Raw genomic sequence first — 23351 nt, forward strand, 5'->3', positions numbered from 1 at the left:
GCCCGCAGGCTTCTGCGCGTCGGCCCTGCATCGTGCGGGGCGTCGCATCCGAACGCCCTCACATGATGGTTCCCTTGGCCGTGTCGGGCCTGAGAGCGGGATCAGAGGCCGGCATCGGGGTACACGCGCGATTGATCGGGTGTCGAGGCCGGGGACGCGGAAGGGCTGTTCGTGTTCCGGGCCGGACCATCGGCCGCGACCTTCACCGTGGGTGGGAAGTTCACTCGGATCGATGAGATTGCCTACGCGGCGCTCGTGATGGCGGGGACGGCTGTGCCCGGGCGCCATGACGGCCGCCGGTGAGTGGGTGAATCCACTGCTACCCGTACGTCCGACACAAATGGACGAATGGCAATCCTCCGACGCTGCCACGCGAGTGAGGGGGGCCACCCCCTCGGCCGTCTCCGGAGGTCGGCTTCCGATTCCGGCCGCAGGATGGGCCGCAACATCCCCTGGTGCAAGGAGTTCTCTTCGATGCTGGAGCGCAAGCAGCTGAAGGATCGCTCGCAGGTCACCTTCGTCCTGCCCGCCGATGCCCCGCCCGGCCCGGTCAGTGTCGTCGGCGACTTCAACGACTGGCAGCCCGGAACCCACACCCTGAAGCCGCGCGGCGACGGTACCCGTGCGGTCAGCGTCGCCCTGCCCGTCAAGAGCGTTCACTCCTTCCGCTACCTCGCCGCCGGCGACTACTGGTTCGACGAGGACCACGCGGACGGCCACGACGGCACCAACAGCCGCCTGCACACCTGAGTACCGGGACGGGTGGGCAGAGCCCATCCGTCCCGCCACGTCCGCCCCGGCCACTTGAGCACGCCCCTGCCCGACCCCAGCCAAGGAGAACGCCCGATGACGACGGCTCGCGAGATCATGACGGAGGGCGCCGAGTGCATCGGCGCCCAGGAGACGGTCCTGGACGCCGCGAAGAAGATGACCCGGCTGGATGTCGGTGCGCTGCCGATCTGCGGCGAGGACGACAAGCTCAAGGGCATGCTCACCGACCGGGACATCGTCGTGAAGGTCCTCGGCGCCGGCAAGGACCCGGCCGACGTCACGGCAGGGGAACTGGCCCAAGGCGAAGCTGTCACCATCGGCGCCGACGACGACGCCGCCGAGATCCTGCGCACCATGAGCGAGTACCAGGTACGGCGTCTACCCGTCATCGACGGCCACCGCCTCGTCGGCATCGTCGCCCAGGCCGACGTCGCCCGCGCCCTGCCCGACCCGCAGGTCGCGGATCTCCTCCAGGCCCTCTCCGTCGACTGACCACACGAGCCCTACGACCGACGTCCGTCCGGAAGCGGCCTTCCTCGGACGCGTGGCGCAAGGGCTCGGCCGGAGCGGGGCACACCTACCGGGCCGCCCCGCGCCGGCACCCCCCGCGTCTGCAGCGAGCCACTCGGATCAGCCGGGACGACGGTGTCGGCCCCCTTGTCAGCGCTCTCGGCGATCGGCGGCCGGGCAGGAGACAGAGCGCCCCCCGCCCCTCGCCGTGACGCCCGTAGCAGCTTTTACCTGCGGGCTCGGTCTTCTCACCGCTGTGCCGAGCAGCGGCCGCCCGGGAGGCCGGGGGTTCCGCACGGAAGGCTTCAGCTGCGTGGACACGTCCTCTGCCGTCGCGGTGAAACCTGGACCCTGTGCCGTGGGTGGGCGACCGAACGGTGGGCAAGCGCCTGGTGAACGGTTGACGGGATCGATTTCACCAGGAGGAGCCTTGAGTAACTTCCAGGATGCGAGCCGTCAGGACGAAAGCAGGACGACGGCAGTAGCGCAGACCGCTCAGGACAAGGCCGGGGAGGGCGCCGCGCTGGTTGGCGACAAGGCCGCCGAGGTGGGTGGCACGGCCAAGGAGCAGGCGTCGAAGGTCGTCGGCGAGGCGTCCGCTCAGGCCCGGGATCTGGTGGGCGAACTGCGCACGCAGCTGACCGGCCAGGCAGAAACGCAGACGCATCGCCTGGCGGAGAACGTGCGCCGCCTCTCGCAGGAGCTGCGGGAGCTGGGGGAGAACGGCAAGCCCGATTCCACGATGGCGGATGTGGCCCGCCAGATGGCTGACGGCGGCCACCAAGTGGCTGCCCACATGGAGAAGCGCGGCCCCGACGGTCTGGTCAGCGACCTGCAGAATTTCGCCCGTCGCCGCCCGGGGGTCTTCCTCGCAGGTGCCGCTCTGGCCGGTTTCGTAGTCGCACGCGCCGGCAAGGGCGTCAGCGCTGCCGCCTCTTCCGAGCACGAAGGTGCTTCAGACGTACGTGCTGTGCCGGCCGCGGACCAGCCGCGCGCCGTTTCCGGCACGGGCTCCGCGGAGTTTCCGGCTCCCGGACACCGCAGCAACCCCGCCGGCCACGAGGACCCCCTCGACACCTATGGCCAGTCCCAGCCTCCGCACGTGACCCCGGCGCCGCCGGCGTACCCGCCTGCGAGTGCGCCGGAGTACGGCGGCGCCCCACGGCGGCCCGGAGAGGGGGTCTGACCGTGGCCCTCTCCTCGCAGGAACGCCCCCCCGCGCCGGCAGTTCCCCCGTCCGCGGCGGCCGGCGACCCGTCCATCGGGGACCTCGTCAGCGAGATCGGCCAGGACCTGTCCCAGCTGGTTCGTGACGAGATCGAACTGGCCAAGGCCGAGATCAAGCAGGAGTCCGCCAAGGCCGGCAAAGCGGTCGGCATGTTGGGCGGCGCCGGCTACGCCGGACATGTGGTGCTGCTGCTCGGCAGCCTCACCATCGTGTTCGCTCTGGCCAACGTGATGGACCTCGCCTGGGCCGCGTTGATCGTCACTGCCCTGTGGGCAGCGGCGGGCGCGGTGCTGTACTCGATGGGCCGCACACGACTGCGTGCCGTCAACCTGAAACCGGAACGGACCGTGGAGACCTTGAAGGAGGACGCCCGATGGGCACGACACCCGACGAGCTGAGGAACGACGTGGAGTACCGGCGCGGGCACCTGGCCCACAACGTCGACCTCCTGGCGGACAGGATGACCCCCCGCAAGGTCGCGCGCCGCAAGGCCGACTCGATGCGCCGACAGGTGAGCGGAGTGAAGGAGCGCGTGATGGGCACAGCACACGATGCCGCACAGGGAACCTCCGGAAGCCTGCACCAGGCCACGGACAGCATCGCGGATGCCGGCAAGGAGGCCGGCCACAACGTGCAGGAAGCCGTTGAGCAGGCCCCCGCGCAGATCAGGCGGCAGACCCAGGGCAGCCCCCTGGCCGCAGGACTCATGGCCTTCGGCGCCGGAATGCTCGCAGCCGCCCTCCTGCCGACGACCGAGGCCGAGGAACGAGCGGGACAGCAGCTGCGCGAGCACTCTGACGAGCTGCTGGAGCCCGTCAAGCAGACAGCCGTCCATGCCGCCGAGGAAGTCCGCGAAGAGCTCAAGGAGCCGGCCGCTCACGCGGTGGAATCGGTGAAGAGCACTGCTCAGGACGCCGTCACCACCACCACCGAGCACGCACAGAACGCCGGTCGGGAGACGGCCGAAGGACTGCGCGATGTCGGCCACGACACCGCCGCCGAAGGAGGGCAGGCCCCCGGCAGCCACAGGCCTCCCAGCCGGTGACACCACCGGGAGGGACGTACCCCAGGGGCCCGCTGGTATGGCGGCCCGCCCCGGCAGCCGGAGCCGCGACTGCGTTGAGCGGTGACGGAGCCCAGGGCACTGCGTTGAGCCAAGGGCTCCGTCAACTTGCCCGGCCTCGGGGCGACGTCCTACCGTGGCATTGCCGCAGGCCCGTCAGCGATCAGTAGAGGCCTGGACGGCACGGCTTCACCCAGACGGGGCCGAGACGAGGGGCCTGATCACACCGGGCTTCGGTTTTGGGGCGGCGGTCCTCGACGTACCGCTCGAAGCGCCGCAGGGACCCATCCGCCACGCCTTCGACGAGAAGTCCCTTTCGGCTCGCCGGCCCACGCCGGGCCGGGTCCCGGCGTCGGGTGCCCCGGGCAGGGCTCCGACGCCGGGAAGCCGCCACCTGGCCGGCGGGTGCGGCCAGGAGCGGCGTGCAGCACAACGACACCCCGTCCCCGCCCCATCGGACACGCAGCGGTCCTCCCGGCCTTGATTCCGGCGCAGTCGGCCACCTGGCACCGTCCGTGCGGGGCAGACGGAAGCCTGGTCTGCGGCGGGTCGCCAGAGCGCCCCGGCCACCGGCTGGCCGACGTCCCGACGATGCCCCGCCACACACCCGTCTTGAGGAGCGCCGACGCGGGCGTGGCATTGCCGCCGGCCCACGCCTCGAGGCGGCGCACCCGGCCTCGATGTCTTCGCCCCCCGGACGGACGCCTCGCGGTGACGATCACAAGTCGACCGCCGTCCGGGGCTGTGCGGAGGCTTCGCTTGCCCCCTGCTCCGTGACGTGCCGGTCTTGAGGGTCCCACTGGAGGTTGACCATCGTGCGGTTCAGTGGCTCGGCCGATCACGGCCAGGCATGGCCGGTGTCTGAAGGCTCGATGCGCGCTCTGGGAGTTTGCGGAGCGTCGTCGGCCGTGTGCGTCCCGGCCGGGCGGCTCCGGAGAGGGCAAGGCGCGGTCCTGCGTGCCGACGGGCGGTTCACGGCCCTCCCTGGCGTTACGCGGTGATCAGAACGGCCGATGGGGATTTGTGACCGGGTCGGACTGTGTTTCGGACGTCTCTGCTGACATGAGTGCTGCTGAGCTGGACAGCCGCAGGGTATGACGCGCATACCGAATCCGGCCCCCGACGACGAACACGGGCGTAGGGACGCCGATCACGAGAGTGCAGCGGGACCCGGTTCGCAGGTGGAGGAACGAGCTCCCGATCAGCCCACTGAGCTGCCGAAACGGTCTTGGAAAGCCGTGCTCCGCGGCACCATGAAGGAATTCAAGGACGACGAGCTCGCCGACCGGGCGGCGGGGCTGACCTACTACGGGCTGCTGGCGCTGTTCCCGGCCCTGCTGGTGCTGGTGTCCCTGCTGGGCATCGCGGGGAAGTCCACCACGAAGGAGGTTTTGGACAACCTGCAGAAACTGACACCCGGCTCCGCCCGTGACGTGGTCACCGACGCGGTGCGGCAACTCCAGGGCAACGCCGGGGTCGGTTCGGTGGTCGCGGTCGTCGGCCTGCTCGTCGCCGTGTGGTCCGCCTCCGGCTACATCGCCGCGTTCATCCGCACGGCCAACGCAGTCTACGACGTGCCCGAGGGCCGCCCGGTCTGGAAGGTACTGCCACTGCGCCTCGCGCTGACCGTCACATTGATGATCCTCGCCTGCGCCAGCGCACTGATCGTGGTCTTCACCGGCAGTCTGGCCCGGGAGGCCGGCTCTGCGCTGGGCATCGGTGACACCGCCCTGACGGTGTGGTCCATCGCGAAGTGGCCGGTCCTGCTCCTGCTGGTCACGATGATGATCGCGCTCCTCTACTGGGCCGCTCCCAACGCCAAGGGCCGCGGATTCAATTGGGTCACCCCCGGCAGCTTCCTGGCCCTGCTGCTCTGGATGGTTGCTTCGGCCGGGTTCGCGTTCTACGTGGCGAACTTCGGCTCCTACAACAAGACGTACGGCACCCTCGCCGGCGTGATCGTCTTCCTGGTGTGGCTGTGGATCACGAATCTCGCCATTCTCCTCGGCTTGGAGTTCGACGCGGAGATGGTCCGCCAGAGGGCGGTCGCGGGAGGTATGCCGCAGGACGAGGAGCCCTACGTCGAACCCCGGGACACACGTGCCTGGAGCGACGGTGACCGCCGTCGAATGGACCAGTAGAAGGTCCGCTGGGGGAGGCGCCACCGGTGATTGGCCGGCGCACCGCTGACGCTGAGCCCTCCAGAGGGTTGATCCGAGTTCGAGCGGTGAGGTCTCTCCGATGCCGGCGGCCGGACGCAGTGGCCGGTTCATGGGCGTGCCCGTCGTCGGTAGGTCTTCATGATTGCCATCGGCAACCTCGACACAGGAGGGTTTGCCGATGTGGTCGTACTCGTCCCCTGGCTGGCCTGCCGCGCGCGCACCGGCCCTGGGCCGCAGGGGGGCAGCCCTCAAGTCCTACACGTGTGATCCAAGGCGATGCTCCCTGAAACCTGGACTGGCCTGTTGCAGGGAGGCTATGGACGCCAACCTGCGTGGCGGCGCCCTCAGCGGGGGACGGCTGCCCTGCACCAGCAGCTCGTCCTCCGGCCTGTCCCCGCACAGGACGCTCCGAAACGCCGGTCGAGGGGCTCTTCCTCGCGTCGGCGTCCGCGCATCCGGGCGCCGGTGTGCATGGCGCGCCGGGCGCCAACGGCGGCCCGAGCGGCCCTGCGACGCCACCGGCCGACGGTCGTGACCGCGAGGCCGCCGGGGACTCCCGCACGCCGCATACACGTACAGCGGCGCCGCGCACCCCCGGGCTGCGTCCCCGCGGGTGCTCGCGGCCGCAACGCCCTACGGTGGGACGCATGCGGCTTCTGCTGACCTCCGACACCCACCTCCCCACCCGCGCAGCGTCACTCCCGGAAGCCCTGATGACCGCCGTCGACGGCGCCGACGCCGTCATCCACGCCGGCGACTGGGTCGACGAGGCCACGCTCGACCTGTTGGAGTCCCGGTCCCACCGGCTGATCGGCGTGTGCGGCAACAACGACGGCCCGGGACTGCGTCTCAGACTGCCGGAGGTGGCCTACGCCGAGCTGGAAGGGGTGCGGTTCGCAGTCGTGCACGAGACCGGGGCGGCCTCGGGACGGGAGCGGCGCTGCGCCGCGCGGTTCCCCGACGTGGACGTCCTGGTCTTCGGCCACAGCCACATTCCGTGGGACACCACCGCCGGGAGGCTGCGTCTGCTCAACCCGGGCTCGCCCACGGACCGCCGACGCCAGCCCTTGTGCTCGTTCATGACGCTGACCGTCGCGGACGGGAAGGCGTACGACGCGACGCTCCACCGCCTGCCACCGCGGCGCTGACCGTTCCGGCTGTGCGGCCGCCGACAGGTTCGCCTGCGGCTTCCGTTGCGCCGGCGCTGGTTCTCTGCTGCCGCTCGCCCTCCGCGGAGCCGCCCCGAGTATCCCGTCGATCACCCGCTGATCATCTCCCATCATCCGTTGGCCGGCCGGACATCAGCCGGTTGAACGCCCGTGCGTCGACCACGGCGGCGCCGCCCGGGTCGTTGTTGAAGTAGGCGTAGACGTCCTCGCCCTGCGGCCACGTGTCCGCGATGCGGTCCGCCCAACTGCGTAGGGCCGTCCGGCCGTAGCGGGGCGCCGGCCTGGCCCGACCCTCGTGGAAGCGCACGTACGCCCAGTCCGCTGTCCGCCACAGCGGTGTCACGGGGCGCGAGCCGCGGTCGGCCCAGCACAGGGCCGCGCCGCGGTCCACGAGCACCGTGCGCACCTCATCGGACCACCACGACGGGTGGCGCGGTTCGACGGCGACCCGCGTGCCGGCCGGGAAGCAGGCGAGGCAGGCCTCCAATGCGGCCGCGTCGGCCCGCAGCGTCGGCGGCAGCTGGAGGAGGACCGGACCGAGCCGGTCACCCAGGGAAGCGGCGTGCGCCATGAGCCGTTGGACGGGTTCGGCCGGATCGCGCAGACGTTTCACGTGGGTCAGGAAGCGACTCGCTTTGACGGCGATGACGAAGCCGGCCGGAGTGCGGGCCCGCCAACGCGCGAACGTATCGGGCGTGGGCAGTCGGTAGAAGGCGTTGTTGACTTCCACCGTGGGAAAGTGCCGCGCGTACTCCTCCAGCCAGAGCCGCTGCGGCCGGTCCGGCGGATAGAAGACGCCCGACCAGTCCCGGTACTGCCATCCCGACGTGCCGACGAAGAGGGCCATACGGTCCGCCTGCCCCGGGGCGGGCACCGCCATACCCCGGCTGCGCCCGGGGGTTTTGCCCCCCGGGGGCTGACCGAGGATCCAGCCACTGCGCAACGACTGCGGTCAGTGGCCGAGGGGCTCTTGAGCTGCTGCTTTGTCATGCCGGAACGGCTTGCGGCACCGCGCCTCCCCGCCGCCTCGATGGCGCGCCCTCGGGGGACGCCGCGCTTCTCGCTCGGCTCCGTGGTGCCCACGTCTGCCCGCCTCTCACGCGGATCGCACGGGTGGAGCGAGAACCGACCGGCGCGTGTCGGCCCGACGCGGCGAGCGCGGTCCGGCGTCGTTGCGCGGGGTGCGCTGCACCGGGGCCGCCGAGCGGACGCAGTACGGGTGCGGCGAGTGCCCGTGAGGATAAGCCATCGGCGGGACGGCGTGAGAGGAACGGCAGTGAACGAGTCGGATGCGGGCCCCTGCTGGTGTTCGCGCGCCGGGCCGGCCGAGCATGCCGCGGATCAGGTGGAGACGGCCATCGTCCGTGGGGACCAGCGGGAGATGCGGGAACGTCCCGGGTGCGCACACGATGGCCTTGTACGCACCGTCGATGAAGGGATTCGTCGTGCCCAAAGGAACGCGCGCGATCCGGTGAAAGCAAGACCTCGAGCCGCAGCTCGACCCAGGGTGAATCTGCCTCCCAGCGGGGCGGCCAGAAGTCCAGTGGCGGCGGCTCGTCCGAGCGGACCAAGGACGACCTCTACCAAGAGGCGAAGAAGCGCGGCATCGAGGGCCGCTCGACCATGACCAAGCAACAACTGAAGAACGCCCTGGGCCACTGACTCCGGCCGCCGCGCACTTCTACTGAGGCCAGGGGAGCTCCCAGCGTCCGGTCCGGGCTCGCTCCGCGCAGTGGGCGGCACGCGGCCTCGCGCCCGGGTGGCGCCGTTCTGCGCCGCCGCTCCGCGTAGCCTCAGCCGGCCAGGGCGACGAGCTTCCGGTACTCCAACTGGTCCGTTCGTTCAGCGGTCAGGTGGACGCGGGCATCGGCAAGGCAGTCCCTGAGGGAAGCGTAGGCCGCCGCGTAGCCGTCCGTCTGACCGCCGCCGCCTGCAGCAGTCGGCAGCCAAAGGATCAACAGCTGTTCGTGTCTGCGTGCGCCCTCCCGGGAGGCGAAAGACAGCTCGTGGACGACCAGACGCGGCTCCCCGACGGGTAGGGCCTGGAGCAGCTCCTCGTGGGTCAAGTTGGCCTCCACCTCCACCACCAGGGCGCCCGCAGGATCCGCACGGCGCAATACCACCGTGTTGATCTCCCGCGTCTCCTTCATGTGTCGGAGGGCCTCGATGGCTCCTGCGTAGAGGAACACACGACTGCTCACAGGAATCTCGCCTCATTTCGTGGCCGCTACCCAGGCTTCAACGGTGCGGGCCCCGCCGGGGTTGCGGTGCGCGGGCTCGCACGACGCGTCCGGCGGGGCTTCGCCCCGGCCTCCAGGTGAGTGACCGTTCGCTTCCGACCGACTTGAAGCTGATAGCCCGCGCGGTCGATTTCGCCGACTACGTCGACACCCGGTTCAACGCCGGCCTCCCGGCGTCCACCACCCGGCCCCGCACCTTCTGAACGGCCCGATGACGTCCGTACGGGCGGTGGCGGGCCGCACCCTCATCGACCGGCACGCTCGCACACCGACGGCGGGAGCAGCCCGATCCCGCCGTCATCCCGGCCACTTGGCCGGTCCGGCAGTCCCGGAACGCGGGCTGCAGCGGGCGAAGCCGGCACGCCCTACCCGTGGTCTACGCGTTGGATCGTCGCCACGCCGGCGCCTGGCTGGGCTTCGGCCTTGAAGGTCAGGTACCAGCCGTTGTCGGTCCGTCGGTGCTCGGTCACGTACATGGCAGGCAGTGTGCGTCGGACCGGCCCGATGGGCAGCACCGCCGCGCGCTCCGACGTCAACTGAACCCGGGCCGACGGCGCCCCGGCCGCGCGGCCGCGCCCGTCCTACTCGGCCAGGGCGCGGCGCAGGACGGAGATGAGCGCGGCGGTCTGCCGCTGCGACACATCGGCGGACTGGATCGCCTGCGACCCGTGGAAGGTGCCGGGCCAGTGGTGCAGTTCGACCGGTACGCCCGCCTGTATCAGGCGCTGCGCGTAGTCGATGTCCTCGTCGCGCAGCGGATCGAACTCCGCGGTGGCGATGTAGGCGGGCGGCAGGCCCGAGAGGTCAGTGGCCCGCGCCGGGGCGGCGTACGCGGTCGCCTGCCGGGGACCCAGGTAGTTCCGCCACATCACGGTGATCTTCTGCCGATCGTGCCAGGGAGTCTCGGTGAAGGTCCGCTGCGACCACGTCTCCTGCCGGTCGTCGAGCATGGGCTCGTTGAGCAGCTGGAAGCGGATCGGCGGCCCCTGCTCGTCGCGCGCCCGCAGGGCCACCGCGGCCGCGAGCCCCGCGCCGGCGCTGTGCCCTGCGACCGCGATCCGGGCCGGGTCGGCGCCGAGTTCGGCCGCGTGCGCGTACGCCCAGTTCAGTACGGCGTAGGCGTCGTCCAGGGCCGCCGGGAACGGATGCTCGGGGGACCGGCGGTAGTTCACCGAGATCACCACCGCCCCTGTGGCGCCGGCGATCCGGGCGGCCCACGGGTGCTCGGTCTCGAGGTCGCCGAAGACGAATCCGCCGCCGCGCAGCCAGATGACGAGGCCCTGGGCCCCGTGCGGGCGGTAGATCCGCACCGGCACGGCCGGATCGGCGAGCACCGTGAGGTCCTCGATCTCCATGCCCGAGGTGTCCGGCATCGGCCGGGAGGAGGCCAGCTCGGCGAAGACCTTGCGTGCGCCGACCGGGTCGGCCGGGTCGGTCCGCGGGAGGAAGGGGACGAACGCTTCGAGTTCGGGATCCATGACGACCATCCTCACGGCCACCGCGCGCCCGGTCACCCGCCAACCGTCGCGCATCCCGCCCCCGTTCCGCACCGGTCGGCGCAGTAGATTGACCGGATGCCCACGCCACCCATGATCCTGCTGCTGTCCGGAAGCCTGCGGACCGGTTCCTCCAACGAGTCCGTACTGCGCACCGCGCAGGCCGTGGCCCCCGCGCAGGTGCGCACCGTGTTCTACGAGGGCCTGGCCGTCCTGCCCCACTTCAACCCCGACGACGACACCGACCCGCTGCCGGCCCCGGTGGCGGAGCTGCGCGCGGCGATCGGGGCTGCGGCCGCGGTCCTGATCTGCACCCCGGAGTACGCGGGCACCCTGCCGGGCTCGTTCAAGAACCTGCTGGACTGGACGGTCGGCGGTACCGAGATCTGCGACAAGCCCGTGGCCTGGGTCAACGCGGCCGCCGCCGGTCGGGGCGGGGGCGCGGAGGCCACCTTGCGGACGGTCCTGGGCTACACCGGAGCGGACGTCGTGGAGTCGGCCTGCGTGAGCCTCCCGGTGGACCGGGGGACGGTCGGCGCGGACGGGGTCATCACGGACGAAGGGCTGCGCGAGCAGCTCGGCACGGTGCTCGCACGGCTGCTCGCGCCCCGCTGAGGGTTCTCGCACCTCGCGCCTCGCACCTCGCGCCTCGCACCTCGCTCCCCGCTCAAGAGCGGCACCCACCCTTCAGGATCGAATGTGCATAGTTTGTCCTGCTATGAATGTCCATAGTGATCGTCATGGCGGCGGCTCGGGGCGGCGCCGCCTGCTTCGGGTGGTACTGACCGGCACGGTGGCCCTGGGAGCCGGTCTCGTGGCCGGCTCCCCCAGGATCCCGAGCGCTCCCGTCGCCGGCGGCCCCGGAAGGGTCCGGCCCGCCACCCCCGCGTCCGCGCTGCGGGAACTGGAGACGGGCAATGCGCGCTGGCGCACCCTGCACGAGCGGCACCCCGACGAGACGCGGACGGTGCGGCAGACGCTGGTCGGCGGCCAGCACCCCTTCGCCGTCGTCCTCGGCTGCGTCGACTCGCGCGTTCCCCCGGAGCTGGTCTTCGACCAGGGCCTCGGCGACCTGCTGACCGTGCGGTCGGCGGGCGAGGTCCTGGACGAGGCGGTGCTCGGGAGCATCGCGTACGGGGTACTCGAACTGGGCATCCCGCTGGTCGTCGTCCTCGGGCACCAGTCGTGCGGGGCGGTCGCCGCGGCCGTCCGGGCCGAGGGGGGAGGTGCGCCGCTGCCCGGTCACATGCAGTACCTCGTCGATCAGATCCGCCCGGCCATCGACCGCAGGCTCCGTGGGGCCGCGCGGATCGACGCGGCGATCACCGCGAACGTACGGCTGGTAGGGGCGCGGCTGGCCGCCGAACCGGACCTCGCGGCCAAGGTCGCCGCCGGGGAGCTGGCCGTCGTCGGAGCCCGGTACGAACTCACCAGCCAGCGGGTGCGCCGGATCGGCTGACCCCGGCCGCGTCCGCCAGGTCCGCCACCTCCGCCACGGGCACGAATTCCAGTTCGTCAGCAGCGGGCGGCCGAAACCGCACGTCCGGGTGATTGTTCCCCACCTGGGTGCCTTTGGGCGTTCAAGGCACGTGCGGGCCGGGAGAGTTGATGCATGATCATCGAACCCGTTCCCGCGCCCGACCCCACGTCCGGCCCGGCGGACGAGCCCGCCCCGGCGCCCGCCCGCCGCCCCTCCCGCCGTACCGTCATCGCCGGCGCGGCCGCCGTCGCGGGAGCCGGCGCCCTGTCCGTCGCCGCCGCGAACGCCGGGACCCCGCAGGCCCCGTCCGGCTCCGCCCGCCCGGACTGGGAAACCTGCCTGACCATCGCCCGCGCGGTCCTCGTACGGGACGATGACGACGAGCCCCTCGTGCCCCGTTACTCCGACATCCTCCTGAAGAACGGCCTGCCCCGGTCCCGTACCCGCAAGAAGGTGCTGATCGTCGGAGCCGGACCCGCCGGGCTCACCGCCGCCCACCTCCTGCGCGAGGCCGGACACCAGGTCACGGTCATCGAGGCCAACGGCAACCGGGTGGGCGGCCGGATCAAGACCTTCCGGGCCGGCGGCCACGAGAAGTCCGCGGCCCCCTTCGCCGACCCCAAGCAGTACGCCGAGGCCGGCGCGATGCGCATTCCCGACAGCCACCCGCTGGTCACCGGGCTGATCGACAGCCTCGGCCTGGAGCGCCGGCGCTTCCACCTGGTCGACGTCGACGGCTCCGGCCGCCCCGCCTACCGCACGTGGATCTTCGTCAACGGCATCCGCGTCCGCCGCGCCGACTACGCGCGCAGCCCGCAGGCCCTCAACAAGTCCTTCGGAGTCCCGGCGGCCTACGAGGCCCTGCCCGCCGCGCAGATCGTCCGCAACGCCTTCGCCCCCGTACGCAAGGAGATCGAGGGCAAGAAGGACAAGCAGCTCGTCGAGGGCTGGGCCCGCGTCATCCAGCGCTACGGCCACATGTCGATGTACCGCTACCTGACCGAGGAGGCCAAGCTCGACGAGCGGACGATCGACCTGATCGGAACCGTGGAGAACCTCACCTCCCGCCTGCACCTCGCCTTCGTGCACAGCTTCATCGGCGCCTCGCTGATCAGCCCGGACACCGCCTTCTTCGAACTGCCCGGTGGCACCGCCACCCTGGCCGACGCCCTCTACGCCCGCGTCGACGACCTCGTACGGCTCGACCGCCGCGCCACCCGGATCACCCACGGGGAGGGTGAGGTCAGCATCGAGACCGTCTCCGAGGGCCGCGGCGGCGCCGCCGTGCAGCGCGAGACCTTCACCGGCGACACCGCGATCATCACCGTGCCCTTCTCCGGGCTGCGCCACATCCCGGTCGCCCCCGCGCTCTCGTACGGCAAGCGGCGCGCGATCACCGAGCTGCACTACGACGCGGCCACCAAGGTGCTGCTGGAATTCAGCCGCCGCTGGTGGGAGTTCGACGAGGCCGACTGGAAGCGCGAGCTGGAAGCCGTACAGCCGGGCCTGTACCGCAAGTACCAGCTCGGGCAGACCCCGGCGGACGGCGCGCTGCTCGGCGCGCACTCCTCCGTGTCCCGGCGCGGCATCTCCGTTGCCCAGCGGGCCCACTACGCGGCCTGCCGCGGTGTCACCCGCGACCAGCCCGAGGCGGCCCACGTCATCGGCGGCGGCTCGGCCACCGACAACCCCAACCGCTTCATGTTCCAGCCCTCCTACCCCGTCGAGGGCAGCGCGGGCGGGGTCGTGCTCGCCTCCTACAGCTGGTCGGACGACGCCCTGAAGTGGGACTCCCTGGACGACGAGGAGCGCTACCCGCGCGCCCTCGCCGGAGTCCAGGAGGTGTTCGGGCAGCGGATCGAGGTGTTCTACACCGGTGTGGGGCGCACCCAGTCCTGGATGCGCGACCCGTACGCCTACGGCGAGGCCTCGGTCCTGCTGCCCGGCCAGCACACCGAGCTCTTCCCCCACGTCCGCAAGGCCGAGGGGAACCTGCACTTCGCCGGGTGCCACACCTCCATCAAGCCGGCGTGGATCGAAGGCGCGCTGGAATCCGCGGTACGGACCGCCCTTGAGGTCCACTCCACGCTCTGAGCGAGCGGCGGGTGGGGCGGGCCCGAAGGCCGCCTCAGCTCTCGGCGAGCACGATCAGCCAGTCGTGCTCGCCGAAGCTGACCCGCTCCCGCTTGTCCGGATTGAGGTGAACGCCGTACGCGGGGCCCGCGGCCGCCTGCGCGCGCAGCCGGTAGCCGACCGCGCATTCGCGGCGGCGCCGCGCCGACTCGACGAGGGTCGCGAACGCCACCTCGCGATCGGTGCGCACGTAGTCCGCGACCGGCTTGAGGTACAGCTCGCTGCCCTCCGCCCTGAACAACTCCTCGAAGACGTCCGCGAGGTAGCGGCTCTCCGAGATCTGGGTCATGAGGAGACTGATCAGCCGCCCGCTCACGATGAAGTCGGCGCCCTCCCGGGCGGGGGCGAGCAGCCGGTTGCCGTCGTCGGACATCTCGGTGGTGAGCGAGAGCTCCCGCTCCGCCTCCTCCGCGATCGCCCGCAGGTGCAGCAGGGTGACCAGTGTCCGGTCGTCCGTCTCAGCCCCGGTCTCCGGAGCCAGAGCGAGGTCGATCGCGCGGACGGGCGGCGGGGCGGCGGTCCGGGAGACGGCCTCGTGGCCGGTCTCGCCGATGACGATCACGCTGTCGTACGACGGCACGTCCAGCTTGGCCAGCAGCTGGGGATCGGTGATGTCCCCACTGCGGAAGGTCACTTCGAGCCTGCTGCGCACCCCCGCGATGCCGGCGGCGGAGCACATCGTCATGTCGTCGCCGAGCGAGACGACGTCCAGGGTGGTCCCCGGGCTCACGAACCGGTCGAGCTGCTCCACGACGATCGGAGCGCGGCGGTTCCAGCCGAGGAGGAGCAGCCGTTCGGCCACGGGCATCCGGGGGCGGGCCGTGACGATCGCGTCCTCGTCGACGCACGGGGACGCGTCCGCCGGTACGGCCGTGTCATCGTCCCGCGAGACGAGGACGATCAGGTCGTCCGCGCCGATCGTCGTACCGGGGTCCGGGTTGAGGGCGACGCGGCCCCCGGCGGGCAGCAGGCCGACCACCGAGGACGTGGTGAAGGCCAGCAGTGCCTCGCCGAAGGTGCGTCCGGCGAGGCACTGGGCCGGGGCGGTGTAGAACTCGTCGCCCGCGAAGTCGAGCAGGTCCTGGTAGACGAGCGAGAGACCGGGCTGGCGGGCGGTCTGGACGAGGAGCCGGGCGATGATGTCGTCGACGCACAGGACGTGCCCGCCGGGCCCGGCGGCCAGCCGGGCGGTGACCTGATTGCGGGCGTCGCGGACGGCGGCGACCACCACGGCCCCACCGGGCTCGGGGACCGCCGCGTTCAGCGCGAGCAGGGTCTTCACCACGTGGGCGTCGCCGGCGTCCCCTTCGGGGGGCAGCACGAGCACGGCCTTCGCGGTCCGCGGACTCACCCGTTCCAGCTCCGCGGGGTCGGTGGTGCGCCCGTTGCGGCAGATGATCCTCGTCGTGCCGGTGTCCGCGACGGAGGTGGCGATCTCGTCCTCCATCTCCACCTTGTCCTTCGGGGCGAGGACGGCGATGGCCGACCTGCGCTGGTTGGCATGGGCGGCCACCAGCTCCCCGACCACCGGGAAGATCTGGTCGGACCAGCCCAGCAGGACGGTGTGCCCGGACTCCAGCACGGTGGAGTGGCCGCGGCGGAGCAGCATGATGCGCCGGTTGATGCCGGTGGTGATCAGGCTGACCAGCGTCGACACGAACAGCAGGGCGACCAGGGCGAGTGCCACGGAGGCCACTACGTAGAGGGGGGACCCGACCGCACCCCCGATCTTGAGCGTCTGCCCGACGCTGACCCACACGGCCGTGAGCCGGCCGGAGAGGGTCGCCGGGGCGGCCCGGTCGGCCCAGACGAGCACCGTGCTCGCCGGGACCACGACGGCGAGGCAGGCCAGGGCGAACCAGCCGATGAGCGCGGTGGTCCCCCCTGCCACGAGGTTGTCGAACCGGTACCGAAGGCGCAGCCGTAGGGACGTGGTGTGCCGCTGCGCCATGAGAACTCCCTCGCCTTCCCGCTGCTAACCCGTGGGCGCCCGCTCGGTTACGGGTGAACCGCCCCCGGGCTCCGGTCAGGAGTCCAGGGCCGCGATGACCTCGTCCGTGGTGCTGACCCTGCCGATGCGCGGGAAGATCTTGCCGAAGGTGTGGGCGTGGGAGTCGGGGTCGATGTCGGCGGTGGCGTCCTCGGCGAAGACCAGGTCGTAGCTGAGCTCCCACGCCGTACGGGCGGTGGACTCGACGCCGGCGCTGGTGGAGATGCCGGCCAGCACGATGCGGTGGATGCCGCGGCGGCGCAGCTGGAGGTCCAGCTCGGTCCCGGTGAAGGCTCCCCAGTGGCGCTTGGTGACGACCACGTCACCGAGGGCGGCCAGCTCGGCTGGGATCTCGGAGAAGCCGGCGGGCGGGGCGGCGGCCGGGCCGGGGCGGTCCACGTTCGCGGTCGGCAGGTCGCCGCCGTCCGGGGACCACGCCACCTTGACCAGCACCACGGGGAGCCGGTGGGCGCGGAACGCCTCGGCGAGCGCGATGCCCTTCTCGAGGATCCCTGGGGCCGGCTTCGCGGTGGGCAGGCCGAGGATGCCCGTCTGGAGGTCGATGAGAACCAGGGCGGTGTCCTCGCCGAGGGTGAGGGCGTTCGGTTCTGCGGCGGCGGCGCACATGGTTCGACCATAAGCGGCCCACCGGGTTCGCGCCCCGCTCAGGATGGGATGAGCCGGCTGTTCCGGGCCGAGCCGGGCATGACCTTCCCGCAACTGGGCGCGCCCAGTTGCGGCTGGTCCTCCGCGAGCGCGTTCATCGACGTCTTCCGGCGGGCCTTCGGGCACACGCCGGGGAGTTACGCCCGCTCGTAGCGCAGCAGGACGACGCCGTTGCCGAAGGTCCGGGTGCCCGTCTGCCGCAGGGGCACCGGGCCGCCGTCGAGCGGCGGGAAGAGCGGCTTGCCGCGCCCGATCCGCACCGGGTGCACCAGGATGTGGTAGGCGTCCACGAGGTCCCGGCGCAGGAACGAGGCGGCGAGATCGGCCCCGCTCAGCGCCAGGTCGCCGCCCGCGGCCGCCTTGAGCGCGGCGACCTCCTCCGGTACGACGTCCCGGACGACCGTGGTGTTCCAGTCGGCCGACTGCAAGGTGCGCGAGTACACGTACTTGGGCATGGACCGCCAGATCTCGGCGAAATCGGCCATCGGACCGGCGTTCGCAGGATCGGCGTCGGCGGTCGGCCAGAAGTCCGCCATCAGCTGGTGCGTGACGCGGCCGCTCAGGAAACCGCCCATCGGGCGGACCTCGTCATTGATGTGCCGGTGCACCTCTTCGTCGACGAGGCCCCAGTCGATCTGCCGGTCCGGCCCTTCGACGAACCCGTCGAGGGACACCGACATCATCAGCACGATCTTCCGCATGACCGACCACGCTACGCCGGGGGAGCGCCCGGCGGTGGGAAGCGCGGAGGCGCGGAGGCGCGGAGGCACTGGCGGGTGTCGCGGAGATACTGGCGGGTGTGAAGACCGAAGACGCGAACACCGTGCTGCTCCACACCGACGGCCGGACCGGGGTGGTCACCCTCAACCGCCCCAGGGCCCTCAACGCCCTCACCCACCCCATGGTGCTGCGCATCGACGAAGCCCTCGCCGCGTGGGGGGCCGACCCCGCCGTCCACCAGGTCCTGATCCGCGGCGCCGGTGAACGCGGCCTGTGCGCGGGCGGGGACATCCGGGCCATCCACGACGACGCCAAGGCCGGGAAGAGCGCCTCCGCGGACTTCTGGCGCGACGAGTACCGGCTCAACGCCCGCATCGCCCGCTACCCCAAGCCGTACGTCGCCCTCATGGACGGCATCACCATGGGCGGCGGCGTCGGCGTCTCCGCCCACGGCTCGGTCCGCATCGTCACCGAACGCTCCCGCGTCGCCATGCCCGAGACCGGCATCGGCTTCGTCCCCGACATCGGTGGCACCCACCTGCTCGGCCGAGCTCCCGGGAAACTCGGCACCCACCTCGCCCTCACCGGCGCCGCGGTCGGCGCCGCCGACGCGCTGCTCTGCGGGCTCGCCGACCACTTCGTACCGGCGGACCGGCTCCCGGACCTGACCGCCGCACTGGCCGGAGCCCCGGCCCACGAGGTGCTGCCGCGGTACGCCACCACCCCCGGGCCCGGCGAACTCGCCGGCCGGCGCGGCTGGATCGACCACTGCTACGCGGCCGACACCGTCGAGGAGATCGTGGAGCGGCTGCTCGGGCAGGGGGAGCCCGCCGCCAAGGAGGCCGCCGAGACGATCCTGGCCAAGTCCCCGACCGCACTCAAGGTCACCCTCACCGCGCTGCGCCGGGCCGCGGCCCTCGGCACCCTGGAGCGGGTACTGGCCCAGGAGTTCCGGGTCTCCTGCAACGCGCTGACCTCGCCCGACCTGGTGGAGGGCATCCGGGCACAGGTCGTGGACAAGGACCGCCGCCCGCGCTGGTCACCGGCCACCCTGGCCGAGGTGACCGCCACGGACGTGGAGCGCTTCTTCGCCCCGCTCGGCGAAGGCCGCGAACTGAGCCTTCCCCTGATCACCTGATCGTCGCGGACGGGGGGTACGACGGCGCCAGGCTGACGGCGGGGCAGTCGAAGAGGTGGGTGAGGACGCGACGCTGGCGCTCCGTCAGCGGGTTGAGGAAGGCGACGGCATCCGCGCCGGTCGCCTCGCGGACCTTCGCCACCTCGCGGGCCTTCCCGTAGCGGATGACCGTACGCGAGGAGAACGGCCGCGCCATGCTCCGGACGCCGCCGTCCGAGACGCCGCGGCGCTGGACCGCTCGCCCGAGGACCCGGACTCCCCGGGACGTCAGGTCGGTTTCCGCCGCGTCCATGAGGGTCGCGAAGTCCTTCTGCTTGCCGGAGAAGAAGCCGACGAGCACCACACCGGCCCCGGTGACGAGCACGGACGCGTCGGATGGCAGGGCCTGCGGCGACGTGGCCGAGGGCGTGGCGGAGCGGCGGTCACGTCTGCGGTCCCGGTGCATGAGCACAACGTAGGCGGGCCGGTGTCCTCGCCGGTACCGGATATCCGCTGCTTGTCAGTCGGTGATGTACCAGTCGTTCTCGAGGTACTCCAGGGTGTAACTGCCGAGGTCGCTCTCGGAGAAGGTGGCATCGGCCCTGACCGCTTCGACCGGCATCTCGATCGTGTCGGGCGTGCGCACGGCGATGCGCTGCGGGTCGACGGTCGCGGTCTGCAAAGCCTTCTTCTGCGTCGGCGAGATCATCTGGAACACGGCCGTGTACGTCGACGTGCACGGGCCGAACCCCTGGTCCTGCGCCTTCTTCGCGCCGGGCCCGGCCACTGCGCAGACCGTGGCGATGTCCTCGCGGCCGAGGGCGTGGAGGTACTGCTCGTAGCGCTGGATCGCGCCCTCCTTCGTCCTGGGCGCGTGCTGTTCGCGGGTCGGGGCGGCCGAGGCCGACGGCGTCTCGGTCCGAGCGGCCGCGGACGGCTGCGAGGGCTTCGCGGCCGTGTCCTCCTTCGTCTTCTCCGGACCGCACGCGCACGCCACCAGCGCCACACAGGCCGATAGCGCCACGCTCACCATCGTCCGCGCCCTCTTCCGCGCCCTCATCCGGTCCCCTTCGATCGCCTCGCCGCCAGCCGACAACACATCAGGAGGTCACGCGGAAACCGGGGAAACGGTTCCCGAGCCGGTCCCTGCGTCGTGATCGGTGCCGCGCTCGTTCCCGTCCGGCCCCGGGACACCGGCATGGGGTGCGTGAAGAGTCCGGCGGACGGCGTTGCGGAGCCAGTGATGTCCTCCGTCGGCGGCGTGGCGGGGGTGCCACGCCATGCCGATGGTCAGCGGCGGCAGGGGCAAGGGGATGTCGAGGAGGCGCAGACCCAGGGTGGTGGCGGCGTCGGTGAGGGGGGAGGGAACACCGCCGGGGGGTGCGGTGGGGACGAGGCAGACGATGTCACTGCGGGCGGCGAGAGTCATCGCGGCCATATGGCTGGGGAGGACGACAGCGACCCGCCGGCGGAGGTTCCGCTCGGCCAGAGCGGCGTCCAGGGGGCCGGTGAACCGGCCACGGCGGCTCACCACCACGTGCTCGGCGGCAGCGAGCCGGTCCGGGGTCAGGGTCCCTTCGGTGAGAGGGTGGCCGGGCCGGACGGCCGCCGCCATCCGAAGGGTGACCAGTTCTTCGATCCGGGTCTCGGGGTCCACGTGGTCGATGGACCCGATCTCCAGGTCGATCCGGCCGTCGCGCAGTGCCGATCCGGCTTCCAGTTCCTCGGCCCGGAACCGCAGCGAGATCCCCGGCGCCTCCTGCCGGGCCAGCCGCAACATCCCCGGGGCCAGCGCCGCGCCGAGCAAGTCGGCCGCCTGGAGCGTGAAGGTGCTGCGCAAGGCGGCGAGATCGACGCCGGCGCCGGGAGCCAGCAGCGCTCCCAGGCGGCGCACCACCGCGGCCGTCTCCTCGCGCAGCGCCTGGGCACGGGGAGTGGGGACCATGGCCTGGCCGGCCCGGACCAGCAGAGGGTCCTGAAGGATGCGCCGCAGCCTGGCGAGCGTGCGGCTCATGGCGGCCGGCGACGTGTGCAGGCGGGCAGCGGCACGAGTGACGCTCTGCTCGGTCAGCAAAGCGTCCAACGCGACGGCGAGATTGGCGTCGATGACAGGCTCTGCACTGCTGCTCATAGGCGTTATTCCATTCCAGGCAATGATCCCGTGCTCAAATTCCCATTGTGGCAACACTCTGCTCTTCGCAGGATGGGAGTCGTCCCGATCCGGCACGACCCACGAGGTTTCCATGATCGTCATTACCGCTCCCACCGGGAACATCGGCAGTCACCTGCTGTCCCTGCTCCTGGAATCCACCCCCGCCCACGACGAGGGACTGCGCGTGGTCGTACGTGACCCCGCCCGGCTGCCCGACGCGGTGCGCGACCGCGTCGAGGTGATCACCGGCTCGCACGGCGACGCCGAGGTCGTCGACCGCGCCTTCGAGGGCGCCGACGCCGTGTTCTGGCTCGTCCCCCCGGACTCGTCCCTGGCCCCCGAGAACGCCTACTGCGGCTTCACCCAACCCGCCGTGAAGGCCCTCGTCGCCCACGGCATCGGCCACGTCGTCGGCGTCTCCGCGCTCGGCCGCGGCACCTCGCTCGCCCACCGCGCCGGACTCGTCACCGCTTCCCTCGCCATGGACGACCTCATCGCCGGCACCGGCGTCGCCTACCGCGCCCTGGCCGGCCCGTCCTTCTTCGAGAACCTCCTCGAGGACGCTGACACGATCCGGGAGACGGGCGTCTTCACCGACGCCGTCGACGCCGACCTCAGGGCCCCGCGCGTCGCCGTCGCCGACATCGCGGCCGTCGCCGCCGACCTGCTGTGCAACCGCTCATGGTCCGGCAACGACAGCGTCCCCGTCCTCGGACCCCAGGACCTTTCCCCCGACGACCTGGCCCGCATCATGACCGAACAACTCGGCCGCCCCGTCCGCTACGAACGCCAGCCGCTCGACGAGCTGTACACCGACCTCCTCGGCTACGGCCTCAACGAGGCGTTCGCCCAAGGCGTCGTCGACATGAAGAGGGCCAAGAACGAGGGCCTCGACGCAGGCGTCACCCGCACCCCGGCCACCAGCTCCCGCACCACCTTCCAGCACTGGTGCGCCCAGACCCTCAAGCCCGCAGTCCTCCCGGAAGGCACCCGTCATGCCCGTTGAGAAGACCACACCGCCGGTCACGGCGTTCATGCTCGTCAAGACCACACCCGAGTGGCTCGCCATGACCCCCCGGGAACGCATGACCGCCTTCACCACCCGGGTCGTTCCCGCGGTCAAGGCCAAGACCAGCGGCGTCCGCTCCCGTTTCTACGACACGGAGTTCTACTCCACCCGCGTCACCGACGTCTGGGTCTGGGAGGCGGACGACCACGACGCCTACCAGCTCCTCATCGACGCACTGCGCGAAACCCCGTTCTGGGACCGCTACTTCACGGTCGTCGACCTCCTGGTCGGCACCGAGAACGGCTACGCCCGCACCTACGGCCTCGAGGCCGTCACCACCATCACGACCTGACATCCCACCCGGCCCACGACGCCGAATGTTCCCGGGCCGAGTCCGCGAGCCGTGCGGCGAATTCGGTCACGAGTCCGCGGAGCTCGTCGGGTCGCTCGATGACGAACGGACGGTCGAGCGAGGCGAGTACGGCAGGGAGCCAGTCCAGCCGGTCCACACGCATGTCGACGCGGGACCAGGGCCCGGTCTCCGAATCCGGGTCGCGTTCGGTCCCGGGCCCGGGCCCGGGCGGCAACTCCTCCACGATCGCGACGCCGGCGGGAAGCCGGGCCCGGACGTGCTCGGCCGACCCCCGCACCAGCACCGTCACCTCATGCCGGTACGGAGCCGTGGCGAGCCCTGACAGGACGCGTTCCGCCGGGTCGAACGCGGCGGGCGGGTCGAACGTGCCGGGCAGCGCCCTCACGTCGGCCATACGATCCAGCCGGAACGTGCGGTCCTCGCCGACCGCGGGATCCCCGCCCGTCACGTACCACCGGCCCGAGTGGGCGACGAGCCCGTACGGGTGCAGGGTGCGTTCGCTGTGCCGGCCGTCGGCGGCGGTGTACCGGATCGCAACCGGCCGGTGATCGCGCACCGCGTCGGCGATCGAGAGCAGGACCGCGGAATCCGGGACGGCCGGCGTACTGGGCGCAGCGGTGAAGGCGAGGGAGCCGAGTACGGCGTCGAGCCTGCGGCCGAGCCGTTCGGGCAGGACCCGTCGGATCTTGGCGGCCGCCGTCTCGCTCGCCGTGCCCGTGGCGGTCATCAGGCCGGCCCGCTGACCGGCGAGCAGGCCGAGCAGCACGGCGAGCGCTTCGTCGTCACTCAGCATGAGCGGAGGCATGCGGAAGCCGGAAGCGAGCCGGTAGCCGCCGTGGCGGCCGCGTACCGACTCGACGGGTACGTCGAGGTCGAGGAGGTGATCGGCGTACCGCCGCACCGTCCGTTCGTCGACGTCGAGCCGGGCGGCGAGTTCGGCGACGGTCCGCAGGCCGCCCGCTTGGAGGAGCTCCAGCAGCATGAGCACGCGCGCGATGGGTCGGGGCATACCCGGAAGTCTCTCGCGGATACCGGGCGGATCCTGTCCGGTATCCGCCCTAGCGTGAGGTCA

At 71.7% G+C, this 23351-nt stretch carries 23 protein-coding genes and 3 pseudogenes; 16 read left to right on the plus strand and 10 right to left on the minus strand.

Annotation, left to right across the window (positions count from 1 at the left end):
• Positions 1-474 precede the first annotated feature (474 nt).
• The 8 genes and pseudogenes from ACGFZK_RS06695 (at position 475) to ACGFZK_RS06730 (ending at position 6882) form a co-directional block, all read left to right on the plus strand.
• Positions 475-750, plus strand: a complete 276-nt coding sequence (locus tag ACGFZK_RS06695) for an isoamylase early set domain-containing protein (protein ID WP_393847731.1) — start codon at positions 475-477, stop codon at positions 748-750.
• Between the two features lie 96 nt (positions 751-846).
• A complete protein-coding gene (locus tag ACGFZK_RS06700; RefSeq protein ID WP_393847732.1) occupies positions 847-1263 on the plus strand; it encodes a CBS domain-containing protein in 417 nt (138 codons plus the stop codon).
• 448 nt (positions 1264-1711) lie between these two features.
• The gene (locus ACGFZK_RS06705) at positions 1712-2467 is read left to right on the plus strand and encodes a hypothetical protein (RefSeq protein ID WP_393847733.1); all 756 of its coding nucleotides are present in this window, start codon (positions 1712-1714) and stop codon (positions 2465-2467) included.
• A 2-nt stretch (positions 2468-2469) separates the two neighbouring features.
• Complete coding sequence (locus tag ACGFZK_RS06710) at positions 2470-2907, plus strand: phage holin family protein (protein WP_393847734.1); 438 nt, start codon at positions 2470-2472, stop codon at positions 2905-2907.
• Positions 2883-3554, plus strand: coding sequence for a DUF3618 domain-containing protein (locus ACGFZK_RS06715; RefSeq protein ID WP_393847735.1), 672 nt, complete (start codon positions 2883-2885; stop codon positions 3552-3554). Before ACGFZK_RS06710 ends, ACGFZK_RS06715 begins: the two co-directional genes overlap by 25 nt.
• 1112 nt (positions 3555-4666) lie before the next feature.
• The gene (locus tag ACGFZK_RS06720) at positions 4667-5713 is read left to right on the plus strand and encodes a YihY/virulence factor BrkB family protein (protein WP_393847736.1); all 1047 of its coding nucleotides are present in this window, start codon (positions 4667-4669) and stop codon (positions 5711-5713) included.
• A gap of 331 nt (positions 5714-6044) precedes the next feature.
• Positions 6045-6397 (plus strand): annotated as a pseudogene (locus ACGFZK_RS06725) (hypothetical protein); the annotation flags it as partial.
• Positions 6382-6882, plus strand: coding sequence for a metallophosphoesterase family protein (locus ACGFZK_RS06730; protein ID WP_393847737.1), 501 nt, complete (start codon positions 6382-6384; stop codon positions 6880-6882). The pseudogene ACGFZK_RS06725 and the gene ACGFZK_RS06730, both read left to right, overlap by 16 nt.
• Before the next feature lie 121 nt (positions 6883-7003).
• Here the strand turns inward: ACGFZK_RS06730 and ACGFZK_RS06735 are convergent, their stop codons facing one another.
• The gene (locus tag ACGFZK_RS06735) at positions 7004-7750 is read right to left on the minus strand and encodes a DUF72 domain-containing protein (protein WP_393847738.1); all 747 of its coding nucleotides are present in this window, start codon (positions 7748-7750) and stop codon (positions 7004-7006) included.
• A 605-nt stretch (positions 7751-8355) separates the two neighbouring features.
• Between ACGFZK_RS06735 and ACGFZK_RS06740 the strand changes: the two are divergent.
• Positions 8356-8565, plus strand: a pseudogene (locus ACGFZK_RS06740) (plasmid stabilization protein); the annotation flags it as partial.
• Between the two features lie 131 nt (positions 8566-8696).
• Here the strand turns inward: ACGFZK_RS06740 and ACGFZK_RS06745 are convergent.
• Positions 8697-9104, minus strand: a complete 408-nt coding sequence (locus ACGFZK_RS06745) for a hypothetical protein (protein ID WP_393847739.1) — start codon at positions 9102-9104, stop codon at positions 8697-8699.
• A gap of 620 nt (positions 9105-9724) precedes the next feature.
• On the minus strand, positions 9725-10621 hold the full coding sequence (locus tag ACGFZK_RS06750; protein WP_393847740.1) for an alpha/beta hydrolase: 897 nt from the start codon (positions 10619-10621) through the stop codon (positions 9725-9727).
• 96 nt (positions 10622-10717) lie between these two features.
• Between ACGFZK_RS06750 and ACGFZK_RS06755 the strand changes: the two genes are divergently transcribed.
• From ACGFZK_RS06755 to ACGFZK_RS06765, 3 genes are all read left to right on the plus strand, one after another.
• The gene (locus ACGFZK_RS06755; RefSeq protein WP_393847741.1) at positions 10718-11254 is read left to right on the plus strand and encodes an NADPH-dependent FMN reductase; all 537 of its coding nucleotides are present in this window, start codon (positions 10718-10720) and stop codon (positions 11252-11254) included.
• A 103-nt stretch (positions 11255-11357) separates the two neighbouring features.
• A complete protein-coding gene (locus ACGFZK_RS06760; protein ID WP_393847742.1) occupies positions 11358-12098 on the plus strand; it encodes a carbonic anhydrase in 741 nt (246 codons plus the stop codon).
• A gap of 153 nt (positions 12099-12251) precedes the next feature.
• Complete coding sequence (locus ACGFZK_RS06765) at positions 12252-14213, plus strand: flavin monoamine oxidase family protein (RefSeq protein WP_393847743.1); 1962 nt, start codon at positions 12252-12254, stop codon at positions 14211-14213.
• 34 nt (positions 14214-14247) lie between these two features.
• On the opposite strand, the gene ACGFZK_RS06770 is transcribed toward ACGFZK_RS06765, so the two are convergent.
• Together ACGFZK_RS06770 and ACGFZK_RS06775 are read right to left on the minus strand one after the other, a co-directional pair.
• Positions 14248-16203, minus strand: a complete 1956-nt coding sequence (locus tag ACGFZK_RS06770; RefSeq protein ID WP_393847744.1) for an NAD-binding lipoprotein — start codon at positions 16201-16203, stop codon at positions 14248-14250.
• Between the two features lie 75 nt (positions 16204-16278).
• The gene (locus ACGFZK_RS06775) at positions 16279-16869 is read right to left on the minus strand and encodes an isochorismatase family protein (RefSeq protein WP_393847745.1); all 591 of its coding nucleotides are present in this window, start codon (positions 16867-16869) and stop codon (positions 16279-16281) included.
• A gap of 48 nt (positions 16870-16917) precedes the next feature.
• Between ACGFZK_RS06775 and ACGFZK_RS06780 the strand changes: the two are divergent.
• Positions 16918-17061: pseudogene (locus ACGFZK_RS06780) on the plus strand (AraC family transcriptional regulator); the annotation flags it as partial.
• Here the strand turns inward: ACGFZK_RS06780 and ACGFZK_RS06785 are convergent.
• Entirely contained in the window at positions 17046-17609 is a 564-nt protein-coding gene (locus ACGFZK_RS06785; RefSeq protein ID WP_393847746.1) for a dihydrofolate reductase family protein, read from the minus strand. The pseudogene ACGFZK_RS06780 and the gene ACGFZK_RS06785 overlap by 16 nt on opposite strands.
• A 98-nt stretch (positions 17610-17707) precedes the next feature.
• Between ACGFZK_RS06785 and ACGFZK_RS06790 the strand changes: the two genes are divergently transcribed.
• Positions 17708-18766, plus strand: a complete 1059-nt coding sequence (locus ACGFZK_RS06790; protein ID WP_393847747.1) for an enoyl-CoA hydratase/isomerase family protein — start codon at positions 17708-17710, stop codon at positions 18764-18766.
• Here the strand turns inward: ACGFZK_RS06790 and ACGFZK_RS06795 are convergent.
• From ACGFZK_RS06795 to ACGFZK_RS06805, 3 genes are all read right to left on the minus strand, one after another.
• Positions 18759-19211, minus strand: a complete 453-nt coding sequence (locus tag ACGFZK_RS06795) for a hypothetical protein (protein ID WP_393847748.1) — start codon at positions 19209-19211, stop codon at positions 18759-18761. The genes ACGFZK_RS06790 and ACGFZK_RS06795 overlap by 8 nt on opposite strands.
• 54 nt (positions 19212-19265) lie before the next feature.
• Complete coding sequence (locus ACGFZK_RS06800) at positions 19266-19769, minus strand: hypothetical protein (protein ID WP_393847749.1); 504 nt, start codon at positions 19767-19769, stop codon at positions 19266-19268.
• Positions 19770-19853: 84 nt separating this feature from the next.
• Complete coding sequence (locus tag ACGFZK_RS06805) at positions 19854-20876, minus strand: LysR family transcriptional regulator (protein WP_393847750.1); 1023 nt, start codon at positions 20874-20876, stop codon at positions 19854-19856.
• 112 nt (positions 20877-20988) lie between these two features.
• Between ACGFZK_RS06805 and ACGFZK_RS06810 the strand changes: the two genes are divergently transcribed.
• Positions 20989-21903 (plus strand): NAD(P)H-binding protein, encoded by a 915-nt coding sequence (locus tag ACGFZK_RS06810; RefSeq protein WP_393847751.1) that lies wholly within the window; start codon positions 20989-20991, stop codon positions 21901-21903.
• Positions 21893-22258 (plus strand): darcynin family protein, encoded by a 366-nt coding sequence (locus tag ACGFZK_RS06815; protein WP_393847752.1) that lies wholly within the window; start codon positions 21893-21895, stop codon positions 22256-22258. The genes ACGFZK_RS06810 and ACGFZK_RS06815 overlap by 11 nt, the downstream gene beginning before the upstream one ends.
• Here the strand turns inward: ACGFZK_RS06815 and ACGFZK_RS06820 are convergent.
• Positions 22248-23288, minus strand: a complete 1041-nt coding sequence (locus ACGFZK_RS06820; RefSeq protein ID WP_393847753.1) for a helix-turn-helix transcriptional regulator — start codon at positions 23286-23288, stop codon at positions 22248-22250. The two genes, ACGFZK_RS06815 and ACGFZK_RS06820, sit on opposite strands and share 11 nt — an antisense overlap.
• Positions 23289-23351: the final 63 nt, after the last annotated feature.

The organism is Streptomyces sp. NPDC048257, from assembly GCF_043201855.1.
Classification (GTDB): Bacteria; Actinomycetota; Actinomycetes; order Streptomycetales; family Streptomycetaceae; genus Streptomyces.